Annotated in this window: 18 protein-coding genes, 1 other RNA gene, 1 pseudogene and 1 riboswitch; of the genes and pseudogenes, 7 read left to right on the top strand and 13 right to left on the bottom strand. The window is 63.0% G+C overall.

Going from position 1 to position 19,708, the window contains the following annotated elements; all coding sequences use genetic code 11:
- Positions 1-7 precede the first annotated feature (7 nt).
- The 7 genes from ACSJJT_RS03405 to ACSJJT_RS03435 all read right to left on the bottom strand — a co-directional run bounded on the left by ACSJJT_RS03405 (position 8) and on the right by ACSJJT_RS03435 (position 6,797).
- Positions 8-640 (bottom strand): (2Fe-2S) ferredoxin domain-containing protein, encoded by a 633-nt coding sequence (locus ACSJJT_RS03405; RefSeq protein WP_435916922.1) that lies wholly within the window; start codon positions 638-640, stop codon positions 8-10.
- Positions 637-1,428: an ABC transporter ATP-binding protein gene (locus ACSJJT_RS03410; RefSeq protein ID WP_435916923.1), complete on the bottom strand. Its 792-nt coding sequence runs from the start codon at positions 1,426-1,428 to the stop codon at positions 637-639. The genes ACSJJT_RS03405 and ACSJJT_RS03410 overlap by 4 nt, the downstream gene beginning before the upstream one ends.
- Positions 1,425-2,459 (bottom strand): FecCD family ABC transporter permease, encoded by a 1,035-nt coding sequence (locus tag ACSJJT_RS03415; RefSeq protein ID WP_435916924.1) that lies wholly within the window; start codon positions 2,457-2,459, stop codon positions 1,425-1,427. Before ACSJJT_RS03415 ends, ACSJJT_RS03410 begins: the two co-directional genes overlap by 4 nt.
- Positions 2,456-3,469, bottom strand: coding sequence for an ABC transporter substrate-binding protein (locus ACSJJT_RS03420; RefSeq protein ID WP_435916925.1), 1,014 nt, complete (start codon positions 3,467-3,469; stop codon positions 2,456-2,458). Before ACSJJT_RS03420 ends, ACSJJT_RS03415 begins: the two co-directional genes overlap by 4 nt.
- 41 nt (positions 3,470-3,510) lie before the next feature.
- Positions 3,511-3,696: riboswitch (cobalamin riboswitch) on the bottom strand.
- 335 nt (positions 3,697-4,031) lie between these two features.
- Positions 4,032-4,562, bottom strand: coding sequence for a site-specific integrase (locus tag ACSJJT_RS03425; protein WP_435916926.1), 531 nt, complete (start codon positions 4,560-4,562; stop codon positions 4,032-4,034).
- 215 nt (positions 4,563-4,777) lie between these two features.
- Positions 4,778-5,146, bottom strand: coding sequence for an antitoxin HicB (locus ACSJJT_RS03430; protein ID WP_435916927.1), 369 nt, complete (start codon positions 5,144-5,146; stop codon positions 4,778-4,780).
- A gap of 505 nt (positions 5,147-5,651) precedes the next feature.
- Entirely contained in the window at positions 5,652-6,797 is a 1,146-nt protein-coding gene (locus ACSJJT_RS03435; protein WP_435916928.1) for an HNH endonuclease, read from the bottom strand.
- Positions 6,798-7,145: 348 nt separating this feature from the next.
- Here ACSJJT_RS03435 and ACSJJT_RS03440 point away from each other — a divergent pair.
- Positions 7,146-8,054: pseudogene (locus ACSJJT_RS03440) on the top strand (N-acetylmuramoyl-L-alanine amidase); the annotation flags it as partial.
- Positions 8,055-8,070: 16 nt separating this feature from the next.
- Here ACSJJT_RS03440 and rnpB read toward each other — a convergent pair.
- Positions 8,071-8,452, bottom strand: an RNA gene (gene rnpB / locus ACSJJT_RS03445) — RNase P RNA component class A.
- Positions 8,453-8,504: 52 nt separating this feature from the next.
- Complete coding sequence (locus tag ACSJJT_RS03450; RefSeq protein WP_435916930.1) at positions 8,505-9,242, bottom strand: zinc ribbon domain-containing protein; 738 nt, start codon at positions 9,240-9,242, stop codon at positions 8,505-8,507.
- Positions 9,243-9,663: 421 nt separating this feature from the next.
- Between ACSJJT_RS03450 and ACSJJT_RS03455 the strand changes: the two genes are divergently transcribed.
- On the top strand, positions 9,664-11,160 hold the full coding sequence (locus ACSJJT_RS03455) for an aminopeptidase P family protein (protein ID WP_435916931.1): 1,497 nt from the start codon (positions 9,664-9,666) through the stop codon (positions 11,158-11,160).
- A gap of 58 nt (positions 11,161-11,218) precedes the next feature.
- Here ACSJJT_RS03455 and ACSJJT_RS03460 read toward each other — a convergent pair whose 3' ends face one another.
- The gene (locus ACSJJT_RS03460; RefSeq protein ID WP_435917063.1) at positions 11,219-11,725 is read right to left on the bottom strand and encodes a YflT domain-containing protein; all 507 of its coding nucleotides are present in this window, start codon (positions 11,723-11,725) and stop codon (positions 11,219-11,221) included.
- Between the two features lie 107 nt (positions 11,726-11,832).
- Between ACSJJT_RS03460 and ACSJJT_RS03465 the strand changes: the two genes are divergently transcribed.
- From ACSJJT_RS03465 to ACSJJT_RS03475, 3 genes are all read left to right on the top strand, one after another.
- The gene (locus ACSJJT_RS03465) at positions 11,833-13,098 is read left to right on the top strand and encodes a magnesium transporter MgtE N-terminal domain-containing protein (RefSeq protein ID WP_435916932.1); all 1,266 of its coding nucleotides are present in this window, start codon (positions 11,833-11,835) and stop codon (positions 13,096-13,098) included.
- Positions 13,091-13,615 (top strand): DUF1003 domain-containing protein, encoded by a 525-nt coding sequence (locus ACSJJT_RS03470; protein WP_435916933.1) that lies wholly within the window; start codon positions 13,091-13,093, stop codon positions 13,613-13,615. The genes ACSJJT_RS03465 and ACSJJT_RS03470 overlap by 8 nt, the downstream gene beginning before the upstream one ends.
- A 62-nt stretch (positions 13,616-13,677) precedes the next feature.
- A complete protein-coding gene (locus ACSJJT_RS03475; RefSeq protein ID WP_435916934.1) occupies positions 13,678-14,832 on the top strand; it encodes an Mrp/NBP35 family ATP-binding protein in 1,155 nt (384 codons plus the stop codon).
- 76 nt (positions 14,833-14,908) lie between these two features.
- On the opposite strand, the gene ACSJJT_RS03480 is transcribed toward ACSJJT_RS03475, so the two are convergent.
- Positions 14,909-15,322 (bottom strand): sec-independent translocase, encoded by a 414-nt coding sequence (locus ACSJJT_RS03480; protein WP_435916935.1) that lies wholly within the window; start codon positions 15,320-15,322, stop codon positions 14,909-14,911.
- 50 nt (positions 15,323-15,372) lie between these two features.
- Positions 15,373-16,254, bottom strand: coding sequence for a 4-hydroxy-tetrahydrodipicolinate synthase (dapA, locus tag ACSJJT_RS03485; RefSeq protein WP_435916936.1), 882 nt, complete (start codon positions 16,252-16,254; stop codon positions 15,373-15,375).
- A 69-nt stretch (positions 16,255-16,323) separates the two neighbouring features.
- Between dapA and ACSJJT_RS03490 the strand changes: the two genes are divergently transcribed.
- Positions 16,324-16,977 carry an O-methyltransferase gene (locus tag ACSJJT_RS03490; protein WP_435916937.1) on the top strand — a complete coding sequence of 218 codons (654 nt, stop codon included), beginning with the start codon at positions 16,324-16,326 and terminating at the stop codon, positions 16,975-16,977.
- 78 nt (positions 16,978-17,055) lie between these two features.
- Here the strand turns inward: ACSJJT_RS03490 and glgC are convergent, their stop codons facing one another.
- Positions 17,056-18,282, bottom strand: coding sequence for a glucose-1-phosphate adenylyltransferase (gene glgC, locus ACSJJT_RS03495; RefSeq protein ID WP_435916938.1), 1,227 nt, complete (start codon positions 18,280-18,282; stop codon positions 17,056-17,058).
- Positions 18,283-18,424: 142 nt separating this feature from the next.
- Between glgC and glgA the strand changes: the two genes are divergently transcribed.
- Entirely contained in the window at positions 18,425-19,612 is a 1,188-nt protein-coding gene (glgA, locus tag ACSJJT_RS03500) for a glycogen synthase (RefSeq protein WP_435916939.1), read from the top strand.
- Positions 19,613-19,708: the final 96 nt, after the last annotated feature.

Below are 19,708 nucleotides of genomic sequence, written 5' to 3' on the forward strand. Positions count from 1 at the left end.
TTTCGTGTCAGTGACGGGAGGGCCCGGTCAGGTCCGACACGATGCGATCAAGGTTGTCCTCGGTCACCTGGATGCACTCACCATCCGGCCACACCACTATGAGAGGGGCATGATTGCATGGGAACATGCACCCCGTCACCGTGACGAGAACCTCCGTGTCCAGGGCGTGTGCCTGTGCCAGTTTCTCCTGAAGACGTGCGTGTAGGTCAGCGGCGCCGGCCGCGCTGCAGCGAGGGCCTCGACAGGTGAGCAGATGATGTCGGAAAGAGGGGAAATCCTGCCAGGCCGGGCTGTGCAACGGTGCTTCGGCGCCTGTCACGGTTCGCCACTGGCCACGGAGTTCCTGATTCGGACGGACAACCCCGACGTGCACGACAACGGTTGGCCCGTTCTCATGACCACGCACCCATTGACCAGCAACCCGCCGAAGCCAGGACAGCGGCACCGGTCCGTCGCCGCGACTCCATCCGACAAGCTCGACCCGGTCGTCGTCAACGGCGTCAAGAACATCTGCGAGCGCTGGGCCAGGGCCCTGCAAGCATGCACTCCGGTCGGCAACCACGTGACGGGCCACCACTTCCGCGCTGGCCTCGTCACAGGCATCCTCCCAGCGCAGCGAGACAGCGATGCGCGTCGTCACGGCTGCAACCTCCGCCAGGTGAATCCACGTCTGGAATCTGACCAGACCTCGCCGTCAACCCCGAAATGGTCGCGGACGAGGTCAGGGGTCAATACCTCGGAGGTCGGCCCTGCCGCGACCATCCGGCCCGAGTCCAGCACGATGAGGTCATCTGCGTAGGCAACGGCCAGGTCAAGATCGTGGATGACGGTCACCGTTGTCAGACCAAGCCCGCGCACTCTCTCCAGCAGGTCAATCTGGTGACGCAGGTCGAGATGGTTCGTGGGTTCATCCAGGAGCAGGATCTCAGGTTCCTGGGTGAGGGCTCGGGCCAACTGGACCCGCTGCTTCTCTCCTCCTGAGAGGGACGACCACGCTCGATCGGCAAGATCAGCAATCCCGGTCGACGCCATCGCGTTCTCGACGACCTCCCAGTCACGCCCCCTCCGACGATTCACGCTGCCGATCCCCCAACCTCCCAGGTGCGGGATACGACCCAGCTGGACGACGTCGCGCACCGTCAGTTCCACGTGGGCCGAAGGATTCTGCTCGAGAAGGGCCATCGTCCGGGAGCGCTGCTTGGCACCGATCTTCGCCAGGTCCCGCTCCCCCAGCCACACCCGTCCCGCGCTGGGCTTCCGCAACCCCGCCAGCAGGTGCAGCAGGGTCGTCTTCCCAGATCCGTTCAGTCCAATGACCATCGTCACGGTATTCGGCCGAATCTCCACGTTGATCCCGGACAGGATCGTCGTGCCATCGACGTCCCACCCGAGGTTCTCGGCCCGCAGAGCGGTTGCCGTCGATGTCATGATCGAGACGCCTGACGACGTAGCAGAACGACCAACACCGGGGCTCCGACAGCCGCCGTGACGACCCCGACCGGGATCTCGGTGTCAGGGCGCAAGCACCTCGCTGCGGTGTCTGACCACACCATGAGCAGAGCCCCGGCGAGGGCAGATGCCGGCAACAGCCGCGCGTGCCGTGGCCCGGTCCAGAACCTCACGATGTGCGGAACCGTCAGACCGACGAAGCCGATGGGACCGACGAAGGCGACGCTGAGAGCGGTCAGCAACGCGGTGCCCGCCATGATCATCCAGCGCACAGCGTTGACCGGTACTCCCAGGGACATCGCGCTGACGTCGCCAAAGGCGAAAGCGTCAAGGGTGTGGCACAACGCCATCCCGGCGATGAGGGCCGGAACGGTGGCGACGGCCAGGGTGATCGTCGATCCCCATCTCAAACCGGTGAACGACCCGAGGGTCCAGGACAAGGCTGATCGAGCGGCGTTCGACTCGCCGAACACCATGATCATCATGGACACCGCCGCCCCGCACAACTGTCCGACGGCCACCCCAGCCAGGATCGTCCGGCTGGCGGGTAACTCCCCGGACTTGCCAGTGGCCATGGCCAGCACCATGATCAGGGCTCCGACCGCCCCACCGAATGAGGCCAGTGCCATGAGGACGGACTGCCCCAGAGCGCTGGAGATCCCGACGATAAGGACGAAGACCGCACCGACCGAGGCTCCACTGGAGATGCCGAGCAGATAAGGATCAGCCAGGTCATTACCCGTCAGGGTCTGCAACACCGCGCCACACATCGCCAGCAGGGCACCCACGGCCATTGACCCGATGACACGCGGGGCCCGCAGCTGCCAGACGATCTGATCGTCGAGAATAGTAACGTCGGCACCCTCGATGAGGCGGAATCGTCGGGCCATCACCTTCGCGACGTCATGGACAGGAAGGTGCACCGCCCCGATTCCCAGCACCACGAGGACACTACCGACCAGGGCGATGATGAAGCCGGCGACGATCAGCCAGCTGCGCCAGCGACTCACTTGCCGGCGATCTTCGCCAGACCGTCATTGAGAGTCTTGGCACCGTCCACGAGTTCGGCACCAGGGGTGCTCTGGGAGAACGGCACGGTGACGAATTTGTTCTCCTTGACGGCCTTCATCTGGCTGAGGACGGGGTCCTTCCTCATATAGTCGATCTTCGACGTCGCCGTGGACCAGCTGGCATCGGCGACGACGATGACGTCAGGATTGGATGCGACGATCTTCTCCCAGGAGCCGTCTGACCAACCGCCGTCCAGACTGGCGAACAGGTTCTTGGCACCCACCGCATCCATGAGGAGCTGCGGACCGCCATGACCGGCACCGATGAACGGGGTCTTGTCCCCGGAGTCGAACCACACGATGGACGTACCGGTGCCGTGCTTGTTCCCGGTGACCTCCTCGAGGGCATCGCGTTGCTCGGAAATAGCCTTGTCAGCAGCCTTCTTGGCGCCGATCAGGGTTCCGACCTCGCGCATCTCCTTCCAGACGTTGTCCCAGGTCGCCTCGACTGACGGCGTGCCCTTCGGGCAGCCGAAGGGACTGATATAGGTGGCAATTCCCTGCTTCTTCAGCTCATCGCGGGTACCGACAGCCTTGTCGGTGAAGGCACTGGAATACGACGACAGTGCCAGATCAGGCTTGGCAGCAAGGAAGGTCTCCTTGGACGGGTATTCCTTGGAGAGCACCTCGACCGAGTCATAGGCCTTCTTCCACTTCGTCGGGATGTCACTGTCAAGGTACGCGGTGCCGACGAGTTTGGACTCACCGCCGATGGCCAGCACGTCCTCGGTGGCTCCCTGGTTGAGGGTCACCGCCCGCGTGGCAGGCTTGTCAAGGGTGACCTGCTGACCGCAGTTGGTGATGGTGACCGATCCAGAAGCCGATACGGAGGCGGAAGCCGATGGTGAGGACGCGGAATCCTTGGGGGCACCGGCACATCCCGCGAGCAGGAGGGTGGAAAACACCGACGCCACGAGGGCGCGGCGAAGGAATGACGAGGTGACGGGCATGAGGAAACCAACTTTCTGTGTCCGGCGTGCGCGGCCGAGTACCGACAGGGCGTCGTCAGGTGGTCTTCGGGCTCGACCTCGTCTCCGTTCCCGGCTCCTTCCCAGTGCTCACGGCACCAGTGGCGTCGGCCGGGGCAGATCAGTCATACCGCTGCGCGTCAGCTCCGGCTTCTCACCGGATTCCAGCGCTGATGGGGGCACCAGCAACCTGACCCGAGGATGTTATCACCCCCTTCGTATACCCTCCGTCAGGGGTGATTCACCTCACTTGAACCGATCACCGAAACGAATCGTCGTCTTCCGGTAAAAACTTTGTTGTAGGCGGCTCGACGCGGGTCCCGCAGCCATCCCATTCCCCTGCGGCCGTACCGGGGACGAGGGTGCGCTTGACGGTCCTCGTGACTCGGCCACGCATCCTGTCCGAGATGGACTTGGACAGGCTGGGAGTGCGAATTCCGAACTTCATCGACCCGATGACTGGAGGACGAGCCATCCTGTAAGCCAGGTCGGATGCGGAGACATCCCCGCGTGAATGAGCAGCGAGGCGTGAAAATGCCTCGGGTCATGCCACCCCGACCTCGGCCACAGCTCGAGGCCCTCCACGGCGCGACGTCACGATCGCCCCAGATCCGCCCGGCCATACGCCAGACCACCCTGGTCGCCCACACCAGCCCCTCAGGCCCCCGCCAAAGCTCTCGCGCCGCCCCTCAAGGGCCTGTCTCGCGACCCGCCCCAGCGCAATCGTGCGCACCGCCCGGGGAGTCTTCGGAGGCCCCCAGGTGGCATCAGCGCCGCCGGACAACAGCTGTCGATCAATCCTCATGCGATCGCCAGCGACTCGATCCCATGTCAGTCCGCGTAACTCCCGCTGCCTCATGCCAGTCGCAGCCACCACCACGACCATCGACCGCTGACGTGGTGTCATCACCGTCGCGATGTGATCCACCTGGTCGATTGAAAGAATCGCCAGCTTCGACGGCCACACAGCTGGCAGGCGGACCCCCACGCGCGGATTGACCTCAATGATCTCGTCATCAACAACCTGTCGCGCCGACTCGCGCCAATCCAACCGCCCCGTCATCCACCGATGCATCCACTCATCCAGCGTCACACCGGCAGCTTTGACGGACTGACCTCATGCTCGCGGATCAGGGCCGCCGCCTCCTTGTGGGCACACGAGCGCCAATGGCGCCAACCGGTCGTCCACCCAGACCACCTGCCAACGCTTCCCACGGCTCCAACGTGCACTGCGCACCCTTTTACCGCCGTTAGGGTTGGCGTCGTTCCATCGATCCCGCACATTCCCCATCAGCGGGCAAGCTGGGCGACCCTGCCCCGGGTGACACCGAGAATGGACGCACACTCAGCCATCGTCAACCCCTGCGCGCGAAGCGTCCGCACAGCTTCGCGTGAGGCGACAGCGGCGGCTGCCTGGGCCTCGATGGCTGCGCGGGTTTGTGCCCGCGCAGCCATCGCCTGATCGTATCCGCCGATCTCGGGAATAATGGTGATGTCCCAATCGTCATGACTGGTGGCCTCGTCGAGGGTGTCGAGGTAGTCGCGTACCTGCCGGTCTGCCTGGTCGAGGGTGCGAACTTGGGTGCAATTGTCGTCGTCGAGGTGGAGTTCCCATCCTCCACTCCAGCGGATGGCGTGAACAGTGAGTTGGCTGGTCATGCTTTGCTCCTCTCGATAGCCGCGAGGGCTTGCCGGACGACGCCGGGGAAACTTCGCGGATGCGTGTAATGATCACCGTGTGCGAGCCGTTGGTCCACTTCACGTGGTCACCCTTGCCCGGCGTCGAGGTGAATCCGGCGCGGGACAGGAGCTTGGCGAGTTCGCGGTACTTCATCGGCTTGACCACAACCGACAGTCTACCCCTCCTAGACACGTGCGTTTAGGAGGGGTAGACATTCGGCTGGCCGTCGCGATGCCTTCATGCCCACCTCGCCATCAGCGACACCGTCTAGCGGGGGCTCCCATGCCACGCACCAGCCCTCGAGGGGGTCTCAATCTCGGCCATGGATGATCCATACCTCGATCATGACCATGGGGTGGGACACATCTCCGCCGATGGAGACGAACAACGTAGTCAGGGCCCAAGTGGTCATGTCCGCTTGGTCCCTGACTACTCGAGTGTGCCTGGCTGCACTGAGCTGCTAATGCAGGCAAATCCATTGATTCACGCCGGATATGTCTCCCCATCATCGACACCAGCCAGTTGGCGACTCTCAATTACTGGCAGCTTGTTCGATTTCGACCTGTTGCATCTCCAGCACAGCGTTTGGAGGTTCTCGTCAACCGACAGACCGCCCTTGGACACAGGAAAAATGTGGTCAACTTCAAGGAGCAGGTGAGGCTCTTGACTGAGCGAGACTCCGCAGCTCCTGCATGTGTAGTTATCACGAGACTTAATACGCTCACGGACCGCCGATGTCATCAAGGCTCGCTGGCCAGCTGCACTCGCCCTGTACTTCACTTTATCCGATACCGTTGATATCAGTTCATCCATGACATCGGTGGTCACTTTGATGTCAGTCTTCTGACTGCTGTTCCCGCCAGCGCTGACATACTCAAACCTGTATTTAGGATAGGGGACGTCAATTGAAGATAGATCAACGCCTACTTTATCCATGAACTTTTCATGGTAGTGCTTGAGGATGAACTTCGGAGGCGTGAGGTCAGTCTCGATCGCTCGCTCACGTTCGTGCAGGTTGTCGACAGCGTTCTCCAGCCTGGACATGCGATCTGCTATTCCTTCCAAGCGCTTCACTTCGTCCTCGGTAGTGCTAATCCCGAAATACTTGATGAGGTACTTGATGGGGTCCTCGGCCGCCTTCCTGACGACCTGGAGAGAGCAGTTGTGAACGTTCACCTCAGTCAGGTGAGCGACGTTCCTGTCGCGCCGGTATGCATGGCGACTCGTGTTTTCGGTCGTGGCAAGATGAGCGTTCCCGCCAGTCCTCGAGTACCCGATTTCAAGGGAACCATCTCCGCTGATCTCAGAAGCATACTGAACGATGTCATTGTGCTCATTGACGATTTCCTCAACCTGATTGGCGCGGGAGACAAACTTGTCCGACTTGAAGTAATGGACCATCATGGTGTACCGGATGATTCGATAAACAAGATAGGCACCAACGATAGCGGCGAATACATACCAAAAGTTAATAATTAGTACGATCACTACCACAATCACAATGACTACAATTAGCCACTCCATAACCCTGTCCAATCTGTTCGAGGGTGCCCGTACGGCAACCTCCTCACACCTCGGCCCATCCGCCGGGGTCTTGGTTTTCTTCGCCCGCCTCGTCGTGTTCAGCATGGCCGTGGCAGCGATGGCTATGTCGAAGAGGATGCTCTCTGGCGGACGAGAACAGGTTAATCATAGTCACATGTGAATCTGGATGACTTCGAATGTGATGACCTGACCGCCTGGACCATCGGACATGTGTTCGATGACCTCGATCGTGTATTCGGTAAGGCTTTCCCAGTTGACCTTTATGAAACCATCAGCTGTTTCAAGCTCGAGGTCTCGGCGATTGCCGACCGTGGCGGTTTTCCCAGTCAGGCTCATCTTCGCATCAGTGAGGGAGCGGTTGTCGATTGCAGTGACGGCACGTTGCGCATCGGATGCGTCGACATGTGTGCAGGCTGGCGGCGTCGACAAGTTGCTGCTCATCATGGCGGCAAGTCCAACACGCCGGTCACCCGGCTGGTCATCCACGCCACCTGCCCAGATGTCGGATTCCCGTCCGCCTCCAAGGCAGGCAGGGCCGTCTCGACGGCGAAGTATTTCGCGTCCACGCCGCGATCGGCATCAGCGCACCATATCTGCGACATCTCCACTACGGTGCAATGCCTGCCCGAGGAGACCATCGGCTACCACGCCCCACCCAACGCTCATTCCATCGGCATCGAAATCTGCTCCGGCGGCGGCTCCCGCACCTCATTTGCGAACCCTGCTCACGCCTACACCCGTGAACAATGGCTGTCACCACAGGTATGGCCCGCCGTGGAGCGCGCCGCCACTTTGGCTCGAGAGATTTGCCGCCGCCAGCGCATTCCCACCCGCAAGCTGTCCACCGCCCAGGTTAGGGATGGCATGGCCGGCATCTGCGGCCACGACAACGTCTCTGACGCGTTCCACCAATCCGATCACGACGACCCCGGACCCTACTTCCCGTGGGACCGATTCATGGCACTCGTCCAAGGAAAACCCGCCACACCAGGAGACCTCACCATGTCCGACGTCAACACCCTCACCAATCTCATCAAGGCAGCCAATAATCAGCTCCACCACGACATCGGCGTAGTACAGACCCAAAACGGAAAACTGCGCGAACAGATCGAGAAAATCACCTGGGTCAAGAACCCAGTCACCGGCAAGAAATGGCGAATCACCGACGCCCTGAAGATCCCCGACGACGACCCCGGCATGATCGAGCCCATCACCGATGATGTTCCCAGCCGATGGCGAGCCCGACTGTGCCGCTCTCTTGCCGCTCCGCACTCGGCCCTACCCGGATCTACTAGGCCCTTTACAGCGGCACGATCGCCTCAAAACAGACAAAACCCCTAGTCATAGCGGCAATAGAGGGACGAGCCATCCTGTAAGCCGGGTTCTGTGGCCCATCAGGGCCGGTGATCATCCATCTGTGAACGCCATTACTGGCGTCCTCCAGCCTTTCGGCTGCGCAGCCTACCCGGACGCTCGGGCGAGCAGCCCTCGAACACGTCCGCGACCTCACGGTCTTCTTGGCCTTGCTCCAAGTGGGGTTTGCCGTGCCGTCACCGTCACCGATGACGCGGTGGGCTCTTACCCCGCCGTTTCACCCTCACCGGCCCACAAGCCGGCAGTTTGTTTTCTGTGGCACTTTCCCGCGGGTCACCCCGGGTGGGCGTTACCCACCACCCTGCTCTGCGGAGCCCGGACTTTCCTCGACAACTCAAGGTTGCCGCGATCACCCGGATGGCTCGTCCAACCGTTGATTCTACGGTCATCGCCGCCACCCGGGCAACGACGCACCCCTCAGAGGGACTCCCCGGTACGCACCAGGATCCGGTCGCATTCCTCGCACCGCACCACGTCGTCCTCGGCTGCTGCGGCATAGGCGCGCAGATCGGTCCCATTCGCAGCGATGCCACACGCCTCACATACCCCGTGGACGAGCTTGGCACATCCCATCCCGGTGCGCTCTCGTAGCGACTCGTAGACCTTGAGCAGGTCGGCCGGGATACCCCCCGCCTGAGTCTCGCGAGACCGGCGCAACTCGTCGAGCTCGTCGTCAATCCCCTTGAGGCCGACATCGCGAGAGGCCAGGACGGTGCGGATGTGGCCATCCAGCTCAATACGACGACGATCCGCGTCGGCGTGGGCGGCTGCTGCGTCCTCGACGGCCTGCATGGCCTCGAGCTCGGTGTCCTCCAGCAGACTGATGCGTCGTCCGAGATGCTCGATCTCCTCCATCAGCCCCTTCAAAGCTTTGTGGTCGGTGATGGAACCGGAGTCAACGGTCTTCTGATTGCGCTCCATGCGGGCACGGGCCGGCTCGAGGTCACCCTCGATGCGCTCCTGCTCCATCTTGGCGTCCGACAGCGCGGTCGACTTGGCGACGACCTCCTCCGCTAGGGTCCTGCGCTGGACAGCGAGGTCCTTGAGCTCGGCCAACTCCGGCAGGGTCTGGCGACGGTGCTCGGCCTGGGCGATCAGACGGTCGGTCCGTGCAAGATCGAGAAGCTTCCACTGATCCTGTGCCGCGGCTTTCACGCTGACCTCCTAGGTTCCGGGCCCTGTACCCGTTGAGCGTGAGCAGGCCCTGTTGACATGTGAGGCACAGCCTACCTCTCGTCGGTTAGGTGATGCGCATGGACGACAACCTGCCCAGCAGCGAATATGGTGTCCCGGTCCGCTGCGTTACTGTCTCGTGACAGTCATCCTTCGCCGGAGACACGACCGCCACCTCATGTCTTGTGGAGGAGTACGCCCGTAGCGGGGGAGAGGACTTCGCCAACCGTCAGGAGTGACATTCAGCTCACCTGGAGTTCTGGACCTCGCCGACATACTATCGAAGATCTCGGTGATCCTGATCGAGATCACGGACGAGACGGTCGTCGTCTGCCAGCACTTCCATGTCATCGACACCTACACTGGAAGTCACACCCATCAACCAGCGGAGGTCCTGACACACATGACCGAGACGAAGTCGTCAGATCTGAACGAACAGACGGAGCACGCCGAGGAACAGAAGGTCCCCAAGCGTCAGACCCCGTTCTCCAAGGCCTTCGTCGACTTCATCCCCACGGACTGGGCCCCTTACCCCGACGAACTCCCTGAGGCCCTCGGCTCCGTGCCCTCGGCGGCTGCCCACCGTGACGTCTTGGCCGCCCGCTTCGACGGGGGCCGACTCGTCATTCCGGCCGGACATCTCGTGCGCCGCAACAATGACTGCGACTACCCCTTCCGACCCAACACCACCTTCGCCTACTACTCGGGCCTGGGTACCGACCGGGAGCCCAATGCGGTGCTCGTCGTTGACACCACTGCCGAGACCCGCGACGTGCTGTACTTCAAGCCCCGTGCCCCGCGCACCGACCGGGAGTTCTATGCCGATTCGACCTACGGAGAGATGTGGGTCGGCAAGCGTGAGTCGCTGGAGGAGATGGCGGCCATGACTGGGCTGACCTGCCGCGACATCTCCCAGCTCAACGACGCCCTGTCGACCGATGACGTGACGGTTCGTGTCATTCGTGACGCCGACGAGAACGTCACCGCGACCGTCGACTCCCTGCGTACCAAAGGCTGCGAGGAAGCCGACGAGGAACTCTACGAGTTCTCCTCAGCGGCTCGTTTCTGCAAAGACGACTGGGAGGTCGAGCAGCTGCGCGACGCCTGCCGCAAGTCCAAGGTCGGCTTCGAATCCATGATCGCCGAGATTCCGGAGGCCGTTCGCAAGGGACGCGGTGAGCGCTGGATGGAGGGCACCTTCGGACGGGTCGCCCGTCACCTCGGCAATGAGGTCGGCTATGGCTCGATCTGTGCTGCCGGTGACCACGCCAACACCCTGCACTGGGTGCGTAATGACGGCGACTTGCGTCCTGGTGAGCTCATCCTCATTGATGCCGGTGTCGAGGTCGATTCCCTCTACACCGCCGACATCACGCGTACCCTGCCGATCTCGGGCACGTTCTCCCCGGCACAGCGTCGGGTCTACCAGGCCGTCCTGGAGGCCCAGGACGCTGCTGCTGCCGTCGCCAAGCTCGGACACGACCACGCAGAGATCCACCAGGCGGCCATCCGCGTCATCTGCGAGTACCTGCACGAGTGGGGAATCCTGCCGGTCAGCGTCGAGGAATCCCTCTCGCCCGAAGGTGGCCAGCACCGTCGTTGGATGGTTCACGGCACCTCTCACCATCTCGGCATGGACGTCCACGACTGCAACCAGGCACGTCGTCAGGACTACTCCGGACCGTTGAAGAAGGGCATGTGCATCTCTGACGAACCGGGCATCTACTTCAAAGAGACGGACCTGCTGGTCCCCGAGGAGTTCCGAGGCATCGGTGTTCGCATTGAGGACGACCTGTGCATCACCGAGGGTGAGCCCGAGTGGCTGTCCAAGGACTGCCCCCGTCAGATCGACGAGGTCGAGGCCTGGATGGGCGACATCTGGGGACGCGTCTCCCATTGATCATCAGCACCCGCCGCTGGTCACACGCACTGACGATGCGCAGTGATCCCGACGGGGATCAGCCCTGGAATGCCTTGGCCCTCATGAAGGGCATCTCGGCAACCATCTCCCGGGCCTTGGCAGCCACCTTGTGCTCGGCCAGCACCTCATAATGAGTGGCGAGAACCTGCTGGACGGAGTTGAAATCGCGCTCCCCACCCGACATCGCGTACGTGATGGCAGCCGTGATCATCCCGATGATGACGCCCACGAGAAGACCCGTCAGCAGCACCACGAAGATGGCCTCTCCGGTGGTGAAGAACATCATCATGAGGCCGACCAGCAGGCCCATGCCAAGTCCGGAGACGGCACCCTGGCCGAGCACCGAACCCCAGGTACGACGACCGGTGACTCGCTCCATCGTCTTGAGGTCGGTTCCGACGATGCACAAGTTCTCGACCGGGAACTCCTTGTCGGACAGCTCATCGACAATCTTCTGGGCCGTCTCGTAATCGTCGACTACAACGACCGACTGCGGGTATTCAAGAGTGAACATGGCACTTGCCCTGCCCGGCATCACACTCATCGTCACAACTACCTCCTTGATCTGGACCACAGTGTACGGACAGCCAGCGACAGTCCCCAGTCGTCAGGTCACGCATCGTCGCTGGCCCTCCAGGTAGATTGTGCGAGGTGAACAGGTCCCAGTCGGTATTCATTTCTCGGATTCGTGGCCTTCCCGTCATGGATGCCAGTGGCGATCAGGTCGGCAAGGCCAAGGACGTCGTCGTCCAGATGCGTATCCCTGGCCGCGCCCCACTCGTCCGTGGCCTCGTCGTCGAGCTCTTCGCCCGTCGGCGGATATTCGTGCCCATGGCCCGAGTGCACGCCATCGACGCGGTGCAGATCATGATCTCGGGAACCGTCAACACACGGGTGTTCTCCCGCCGCGTCTCCGAGAACCTCGTCGTCGAGGACCTCTTCGACCGCACCTTCACCCGTAATGGCATACAGGTGTGGGTGATGGATGTCTCGATGGCCCCGGTGCGCAGTCGCGAGTGGGAGATCAACGAGGTGGCTCTCGCCGAGTCCGGACGGGGCCGATTCATCCGCAAGACCCCCAGCAACCCGACCATCGTCGACTGGCGCGAAGTGCCCTCCCTGGTACTGGCCTCCCGGCAGTCCACCGAGCGCACCATCGCCGAGATGCACGAGATGAAACCGGCCGACATGGCCCGCGAGTTGCACGACATGAATCCTCGTCGTCGCGCCGAGGTGGCCATGGCCCTCGACGACGACCAACTTGCCAACGCCATCGAGGAACTGCCAGAGGACGAGCAGGTCTCCCTCATCACCATCCTGGACCGTGACCGCGCCGCTCACATCCTCGAGGAGATGGACCCCGACGACGCCGCCGACCTCATCAAGGAATTGCCGGACACCACAGCTCACCAGTTGCTGGCCCGCATGGAGCCTGACGACGCCGAGGACGTCCGCTCCCTGATGGCCTACGACGAGTTCACCGCCGGCGCCATGATGACCCCAGAGCCGGTCATCGTCGCCCCCGATGCCACCGTTGCCGACGCCCTGGCTCTGGTCCGCATCGAGGACATCACCCCTGCCGAGGCTTCCATGGTCTTCGTGTGTCGTCCTCCCACCGAGACCCCGACCGGTCGGTATCTGGGAGCGGTGCACGTCCAACGCCTGCTGCGCGAACCACCCTCGACGATGGTCTCGGCCATCATTGACACTGATCTCGAGCCCATGCGCACCGACACCCCGGTGGGTGCGGTGAGCCGATATTTCGCCACCTACAACCTCGTCGTGGTCCCGGTCGTCAACGAGACGAACCAGCTCGTCGGGGCCGTGGCCGTTGACGACCTGCTCGACCACCTGCTGCCCGCTGACTGGCGAGGCGACCAGATGGACGGTGAACTCTTGGAGGTGAACCATGGCTGACGGCGATCAGAGGACCTACGATGCCGATCGTCTCGACATTCCGGGACCGCGCAAGGCCAAACGCCCCAAGGTGCAGCTGGACTCCGAGAAGTTCGGCCAGTTCGCCGAGGCCACCGCCAGGTTCATGGGAACCGCGAAATTCCTCGCCTACATGACGGTCATCGTCCTCACCTGGGTGATCTGGAACCTCGTTGCGATCTACAAGCTGCGCTTCGACCCGTACCCGTTCATCCTGCTCAACCTGTTCTTCTCCACCCAGGCGTCCTACTCGGCCCCTCTCATCCTGCTGGCCCAGAACCGTCAGGAGGACCGTGACCGGGTGTCGATGGCCGAGGATCGCCGGGTGGCTGCCCAGTCCCGCGCCGACATGGAGTTCCTGGCCAGGGAGGTGGCCTCCATCCGAATGCAGATGGGCGAACTGGCCACCCGCGACTACCTACGCTCCGAACTGCGCGACGAATTGCGCTCCCTCCTGGAGGAGATTGAGGCCACTCCGGCGCCCTCCGGATCTCGCTGATCGGAATCGGTTCGCGACCGGCGAGTTGTCCGAGGGGCCCAACGGTGTGTAGACAAGTCAGCATGAGCACCGATAACCCGTTGGTCGAGGCCATTGCCGAAGCCCTCACGCACGTCAATGACCCCGAGATCAAACGCCCCATCACCGATCTCAACATGGTTGATGAGATCACCGTTGACGACCAGGGGCGTGCCTTCGTCCGCGTCCTGCTGACCGTGTCCGGATGCCCCCTCAAGACTGAGCTGCGCGAGCAGGTGACCGAAGCCGTCCGCGGTGTCGACGGGGTCACCAGCGTCTCCGTGGAACTCGGCACCATGACCGACGAGCAGCGTGACGCCCTCAAGGTGCAGCTGCGCGACGGCGTCCCCGAGCGCGTCATCCCCTTCGCCCAGCCCGGTAACACCACCAAGGTCATTGCGGTGTCCTCCGGCAAGGGTGGCGTCGGCAAGTCCTCCGTGACCGTCAACCTGGCCCTGGCCTTGGCCCGGCTGGGCCGCGAAGTGGGTCTGCTGGACGCTGACATCTACGGCCACTCAGTGCCCGACATGCTTGGCCTGGGTGAGGCCCACCCCACTCCCCTCGACGACATGTTGCTGCCGGTCCCCGGTCTGGGCATCAAGTCGATCAGCATCGGCATGATGAAGCCCAACAAGTCCGACGTCATCGCCTGGCGCGGCCCGATCCTCGATCGCGCCCTCACCCAGCTGCTGGCTGACGTCCACTGGGGCGACCTCGATTACCTCCTCATCGACCTTCCGCCCGGCACCGGCGACGTCGCCATGAGCCTGGGCCAGAAACTGCCCAATGCCGAGGTGCTCGTCGTCACCACCCCGCAGCAGGCTGCCTCCGAGGTCGCTGAGCGCGCCGGAACGATGGCCGGAATCATGCAGCAGCACGTCATGGGCGTCGTCGAGAACATGTCCTGGTTGGAGGTCACCGCCCCGAAGTCGGGCGAGACCTTCCGCGTCGATCTCTTCGGCAGCGGCGGTGGCCAGAAGGCCGCTGAGGCCCTGTCGGAGCGTCTGGGCACCGAGGTCCCGCTACTGGGCCAGATTCCGCTGGACGTCGATCTACGCAGCGGCGGCGACAGAGGAGACCCGATCGTCCTCGCCCACCCGGAGTCCCCAGCTGCCAAGGCCATCCACGACTTGGCGGGCACCATCGATTCCCGCCCGCGTGGACTGGCCGGGATGAACCTGGGAGTTTCTCCAGTCTGATCAACCATCACGAAGAATGGGTCCCCGTCAGTACTGACGGGGACCCATTCTTTTCTGGATCATCTGCGAGGCAAAATCAGGTCGCCTCGGTGTCGAAGGGCACCGGCTGGCTGAAGTCATGCACCGCCTCCGGACTCGACCCCGACGGCGCCTCCGGCAGCCCTTCCGAGTTGCGGATGTCCGCCAGGCCCAGGTCAAGGTCGGATCGAACGTCAGACAGGTCAGACTTGATCTCGTCAATGTCATCCTGCAGACCGTCCAGGACGTACTTCCGCACGAAGTTCTGCGGCTTGAGGTCTTGGTAGTCGAGGTCAGCAAACTGCGGCCCCAGCTCACTACGGAGCTGATCCCTCGTGCTGTTCGCGATGTTCTTGAGGTAGTGGTAGACGCGCGCCGCCTTGCGGGCCATCTCGGGCAACTTGTCCGGCCCAAACATGAGCACAGCAATGATGACGAGTACCGCGATTTCCGCTGGACCTGCTGTGGACATGCCCTATACCTTACCCCGGAACTTGACCTTCCAATGTCGCCACAGAGCTGTCACAGCCGAGTGCGATCCAGCAGATCGAAGAAGGTCTCGGTCTGCTCAGTGGTCGGCATGGTTTGGGGAAGACGGACCCCACCGACGTCAAATCCCTGGTGCGCCAGTCCGGCCTTGACCATGGTGACGCCCTGGGCGGCGAAGACTCCGATGAGAACCGGCAGGATTTCGCGGTAGATCGCCAGGGCCTCGTCAATCCGTCCCTCGATATAGGCGTCAATGACCTCGTGCATTCGCTTGCCGGTGAAATGAGTCGACGTCCCGACGACTCCGACTCCACCGACCGACAACAGGGCAGGGGTGATGGCGTCATCGCCGGAGTAGTAGGCCAAGGCGGTGTTGGCCATCACCGTGGCCGACTCGACGACCTGCCCCTTGGCGTCCTTGACGGCCACGATGTTGGGATGGTCGGCCAGCTCGATGAGGGTCTCCGTCTCGATCGGAGTCCCGGTGCGACCGGGAATGTCGTAGAGCATGATCGGCAGGTCGGTGGCGTCGGCAACGGTGGTGAAGTGCTCGATCAGTCCAGCCTGCGAGGGCTTGGAGTAGTACGGGGTGATGGCCAGAAGGCCGTCCGCGCCAGCCTCGGCAGCCTGGCGGGCCAGTTCGACGGTGTGGGCGGTGTCATTGGTCCCGACCCCGGCGACGATGGTGGCCCCCGGCCCGACGGCCTCGGCGACGGTCCTGATGACGTCAGCCTTCTCGGCATCAGTGGTCGTCGGGGACTCCCCGGTCGTGCCATTGACGACGAGGCCGTCATTGCGCTGCTCGTCAACGAGTTTGTGCGCCAATTCGCCGACTCGACGCAGGTCGACCACCCCTTCGGACGTCATCGGAGTCACCATGGCCGTGAGCAGACGGCCGAAAACGGGAGCGGACATGCGAGACCTCCTTGTGTACTTGGTGCCCATGGTAGCCACGAGATGGCCCCGGCGGGCTAGGCTGTTCGTGTGAGTCCAGCACAGCCCAGACATCAAGTCCCAGACGCCCGGTCGTGGGAGTACGCCGACGGCTTCGTCGCCCCCTCCCCTGCCTTGCAGGAGGCCCGCGAGGCCGCACGCGCCGATCAGTGGGAGGTGCTCGGCAACGGCACCACTGCCCTGCTGACCTTCCTGGCACGCACGATGCAAGCCAGCAACGTCGTCACCGTCGGTACCGACGTGGGCGTCTCAGCCCTGGCCCTGTTGGAGGGCATGACTGCCAAAGGCGTGCTGACCAGCATCGACCCCGATGCCGAGCACCAGGCTGCCGCCCGCAAAATCCTCTCACTGGCACGAATCCACTCCAACCAGGTGCGTCTTATCACCGGCACCCCACTGGACGTGCTGCCCAAGCTGCGCGACGACGCCTACGACATGGTCCTCATCAACGGTGACCGGCTGGAATACGTCGAGTACGTCTCCCAGGCGCTACGTCTGCTGCGTCAGAGCGGAGTCGTCATCGTCAATGCCGCACTGGCCAACAATCACGTCGCTGACCCTGACAACGAGGACGACGACACCCTCATCATCCGCGAGACCCTCGACTCGGTGCTGGAGACCGAGGAGTTCACCCCTGTCCTGCTGCCGGTGGGCGAAGGTCTGCTGCTGGCGATGAAGGGATGATCCCATCAACCACGACGAAGTGGAGTGGCCCCCCGGATCACCGGGGAGCCACTCCGTGCGTCCTGTAAATCGTCCCGATCAGTAGGGGACGGTGATTCCCTTGCCGACCACTGTCACACCACCCGGGGAGACGGTGAATCCGCGAGCGCGGTCGTGGTCGTGGTCCACACCCACCTGAGCCCCGTCGGGAACGATGACGTTCTTGTCGAGGATGGTGCGATGGATGGTGGCGTTGGACCCGATCGTCACGTTGTTCATGACGATCGACTCGTCGACACGAGCCCACCTCTCGATGCGGGCGCGTGGACCCAGCACCGTGCGGTAGATGTCGGTTCCGGAGATGATGCATCCAGCCGAGACCAGGGTGTCATCGCAGGAACCACGCATCACGAACTTGGCACCAGGGGCCTGCTCCTGCATGGTCCAGATCGGCCAGTCAGGGTTGTACAGGTTGAACTCCGGCTCGACCGACACCAGGTCCATGTGCGCGTCGTGGTAGGCGTCGATGGTGCCCACGTCGCGCCAGTAGTCGGCGTCCTTGCCGGTGTGACCCGGAACCTCGTTGTCGCGGAAGTCATAGACCTGAGCATCGGAGGCGTTGACGAACCTGGGGATGATGTCTCCGCCCATGTCATGGCGCGAATCGGCGGTGTGGGAATCGTCGTGCAGAGCCTGCACCAGGGCCTCGCGGCTGAAGATGTAGTTACCCATGGAGGCGAAGGACTCGTCCGGGGAGCCCGGCAGGCCAGGCGGATCAGCGGGCTTCTCGAGGAACTCAGTGATCCTGTGGTTCTCGTCAGCATCGATGATTCCGAAGGCCGAGGCCTCCTTGCGGGGCACCCGAATCCCGGCGACGGTGCATCCCAGACCGGAATCAATGTGGTACTGCAGCATGGCGTCAACGTCCATCCGGTAGATGTTGTCGGCACCGAATACCACGACGTAATCGGGATCCTGGTCGTTGATGAGATTGAGGGACTGGTAAATGGCGTCGGCGCTGCCGAGGTACCAGCGAGGTCCGAGACGCTGCTGAGCCGGGACCGGGGTAACGTACGACCCCAACATCGTTGACATCCTCCACGTGATGGAGATGTGACGGTCGAGGGAGTGCGACTTGTACTGGGTCAGCACCGCGATCTGGGTGAGGCCCGAGTTCGCCAGGTTCGACAGCACGAAGTCGATGAGCCGGTAGGTACCACCGAACGGCACGGCTGGTTTGGCACGGTCCATCGTGAGGGGCATGAGGCGTTTGCCCTCACCGCCAGCGAGGACGACGGACAGAACCTTGGGACGCGTCTTTGCCATGGCCCTCAATCTACCGCCACCGAGCCTCTGAGAGGCAATGGTTCGGGCCTTGAACGGCCAATGTCGTGGAGGGTTCCTGATTCGTTGACGACAAGGTCACCCCATTGACCCATCAACGCCGTCTTTGTGGGACGATCACGTCATGTACGTGTCCGTTCTGACCCGCGAATACCCTCCTACCATCTACGGAGGTGCCGGCGTCCACGTCGCGCAACTCGTCCCTCATCTGCGCAACCTCATCGACGTCGATGTGCAGTGCATGGGAGAACCACGAGAGGGAGCCACCGCCCATGCCGAGAACTACCCGGGGGGCGCCAACGGCGCGCTGCGGGCCTTCGGAGCTGACCTGTCCATGGTCGATGCGATCCCTGACGAAATCGATCTCGTCCATTCCCACACCTGGTACGCCAATCTCGCTGGTCTGCTGGCCGGCGTCTTCCATGACGTCCCGCATGTCATCAGCGCCCATTCCCTGGAGCCCGACAGGCCATGGAAGGCCGAGCAACTGGGTGGCGGATACCGGCTGTCCTCGTGGGCCGAGAAGACGGCCTACGACGCCGCCGACGCCATCATTGCGGTCTCCGATGGCATGCGCAACGACGTCCTGCGGGCCTACCCGGAGCTCGACCCGGACAAGGTACACGTGGTACGCAACGGCGTGGACACCGAGGAGTTCCACCCCGTCACCGGGACCGACGTCTGCCGCGAGATCGGCATGGATCCGGAACGCCCGTCAGTAGTCTTCGTGGGACGCATCACCCGTCAGAAAGGCCTGATCCATCTGGTGCGCGCCGCTGCCGAACTCGACCCCGACACCCAGCTCGTCCTGCTGGCTGGGGCCCCGGACACCCCCGAGATCGGTGAGGAGTTCAAGAAGGCGTTCGACGAGGTGAGAGCGTCCCGTCAGGCCCCGGTCATCTGGGTTCAGGATATGCTGCCACGCCCGTCAGTCCGTCAGGTTCTCTCGGCTGCCACGGTCTTCGCGTGCCCCTCGGTCTACGAACCGCTGGGTATCGTCAATCTCGAGGCCATGGCCTGCGCCACGCCGGTGGTCGCCTCCCGGGTCGGTGGCATCCCGGAGGTCGTCGTCAACGGGACGACCGGCCACCTGGTCGACGGGGCCCCGACCGACTCCTCGACCCCCGAGCAGGTCGCCGCCTTCGAGTCGGCCTTCGCCGCAGCGATCAACGACCTCACCCGCGATCTCGAACGCGCCGAGGCGTTCGGAACCGCTGGACGTCAGCGCTGCATCGACGAGTTCTCCTGGGCGCGGATAGCCGAGCAGACCGTTGAGGTCTACAAGGCCGCCATCACACGTCACAACGCGTAAGTACCCCGTATGAACACGGTCGTGGGGGGGGGGGGGGGGGGGGGGGGGGGGTGGGGGGGGGGGGGGGGGGGTGTGTTGGGATACACAAGTGAGAAG

Source organism: Cutibacterium nasicola (genome assembly GCF_051303185.1).
Lineage (GTDB): Bacteria > Actinomycetota > Actinomycetes > Propionibacteriales > Propionibacteriaceae > Cutibacterium.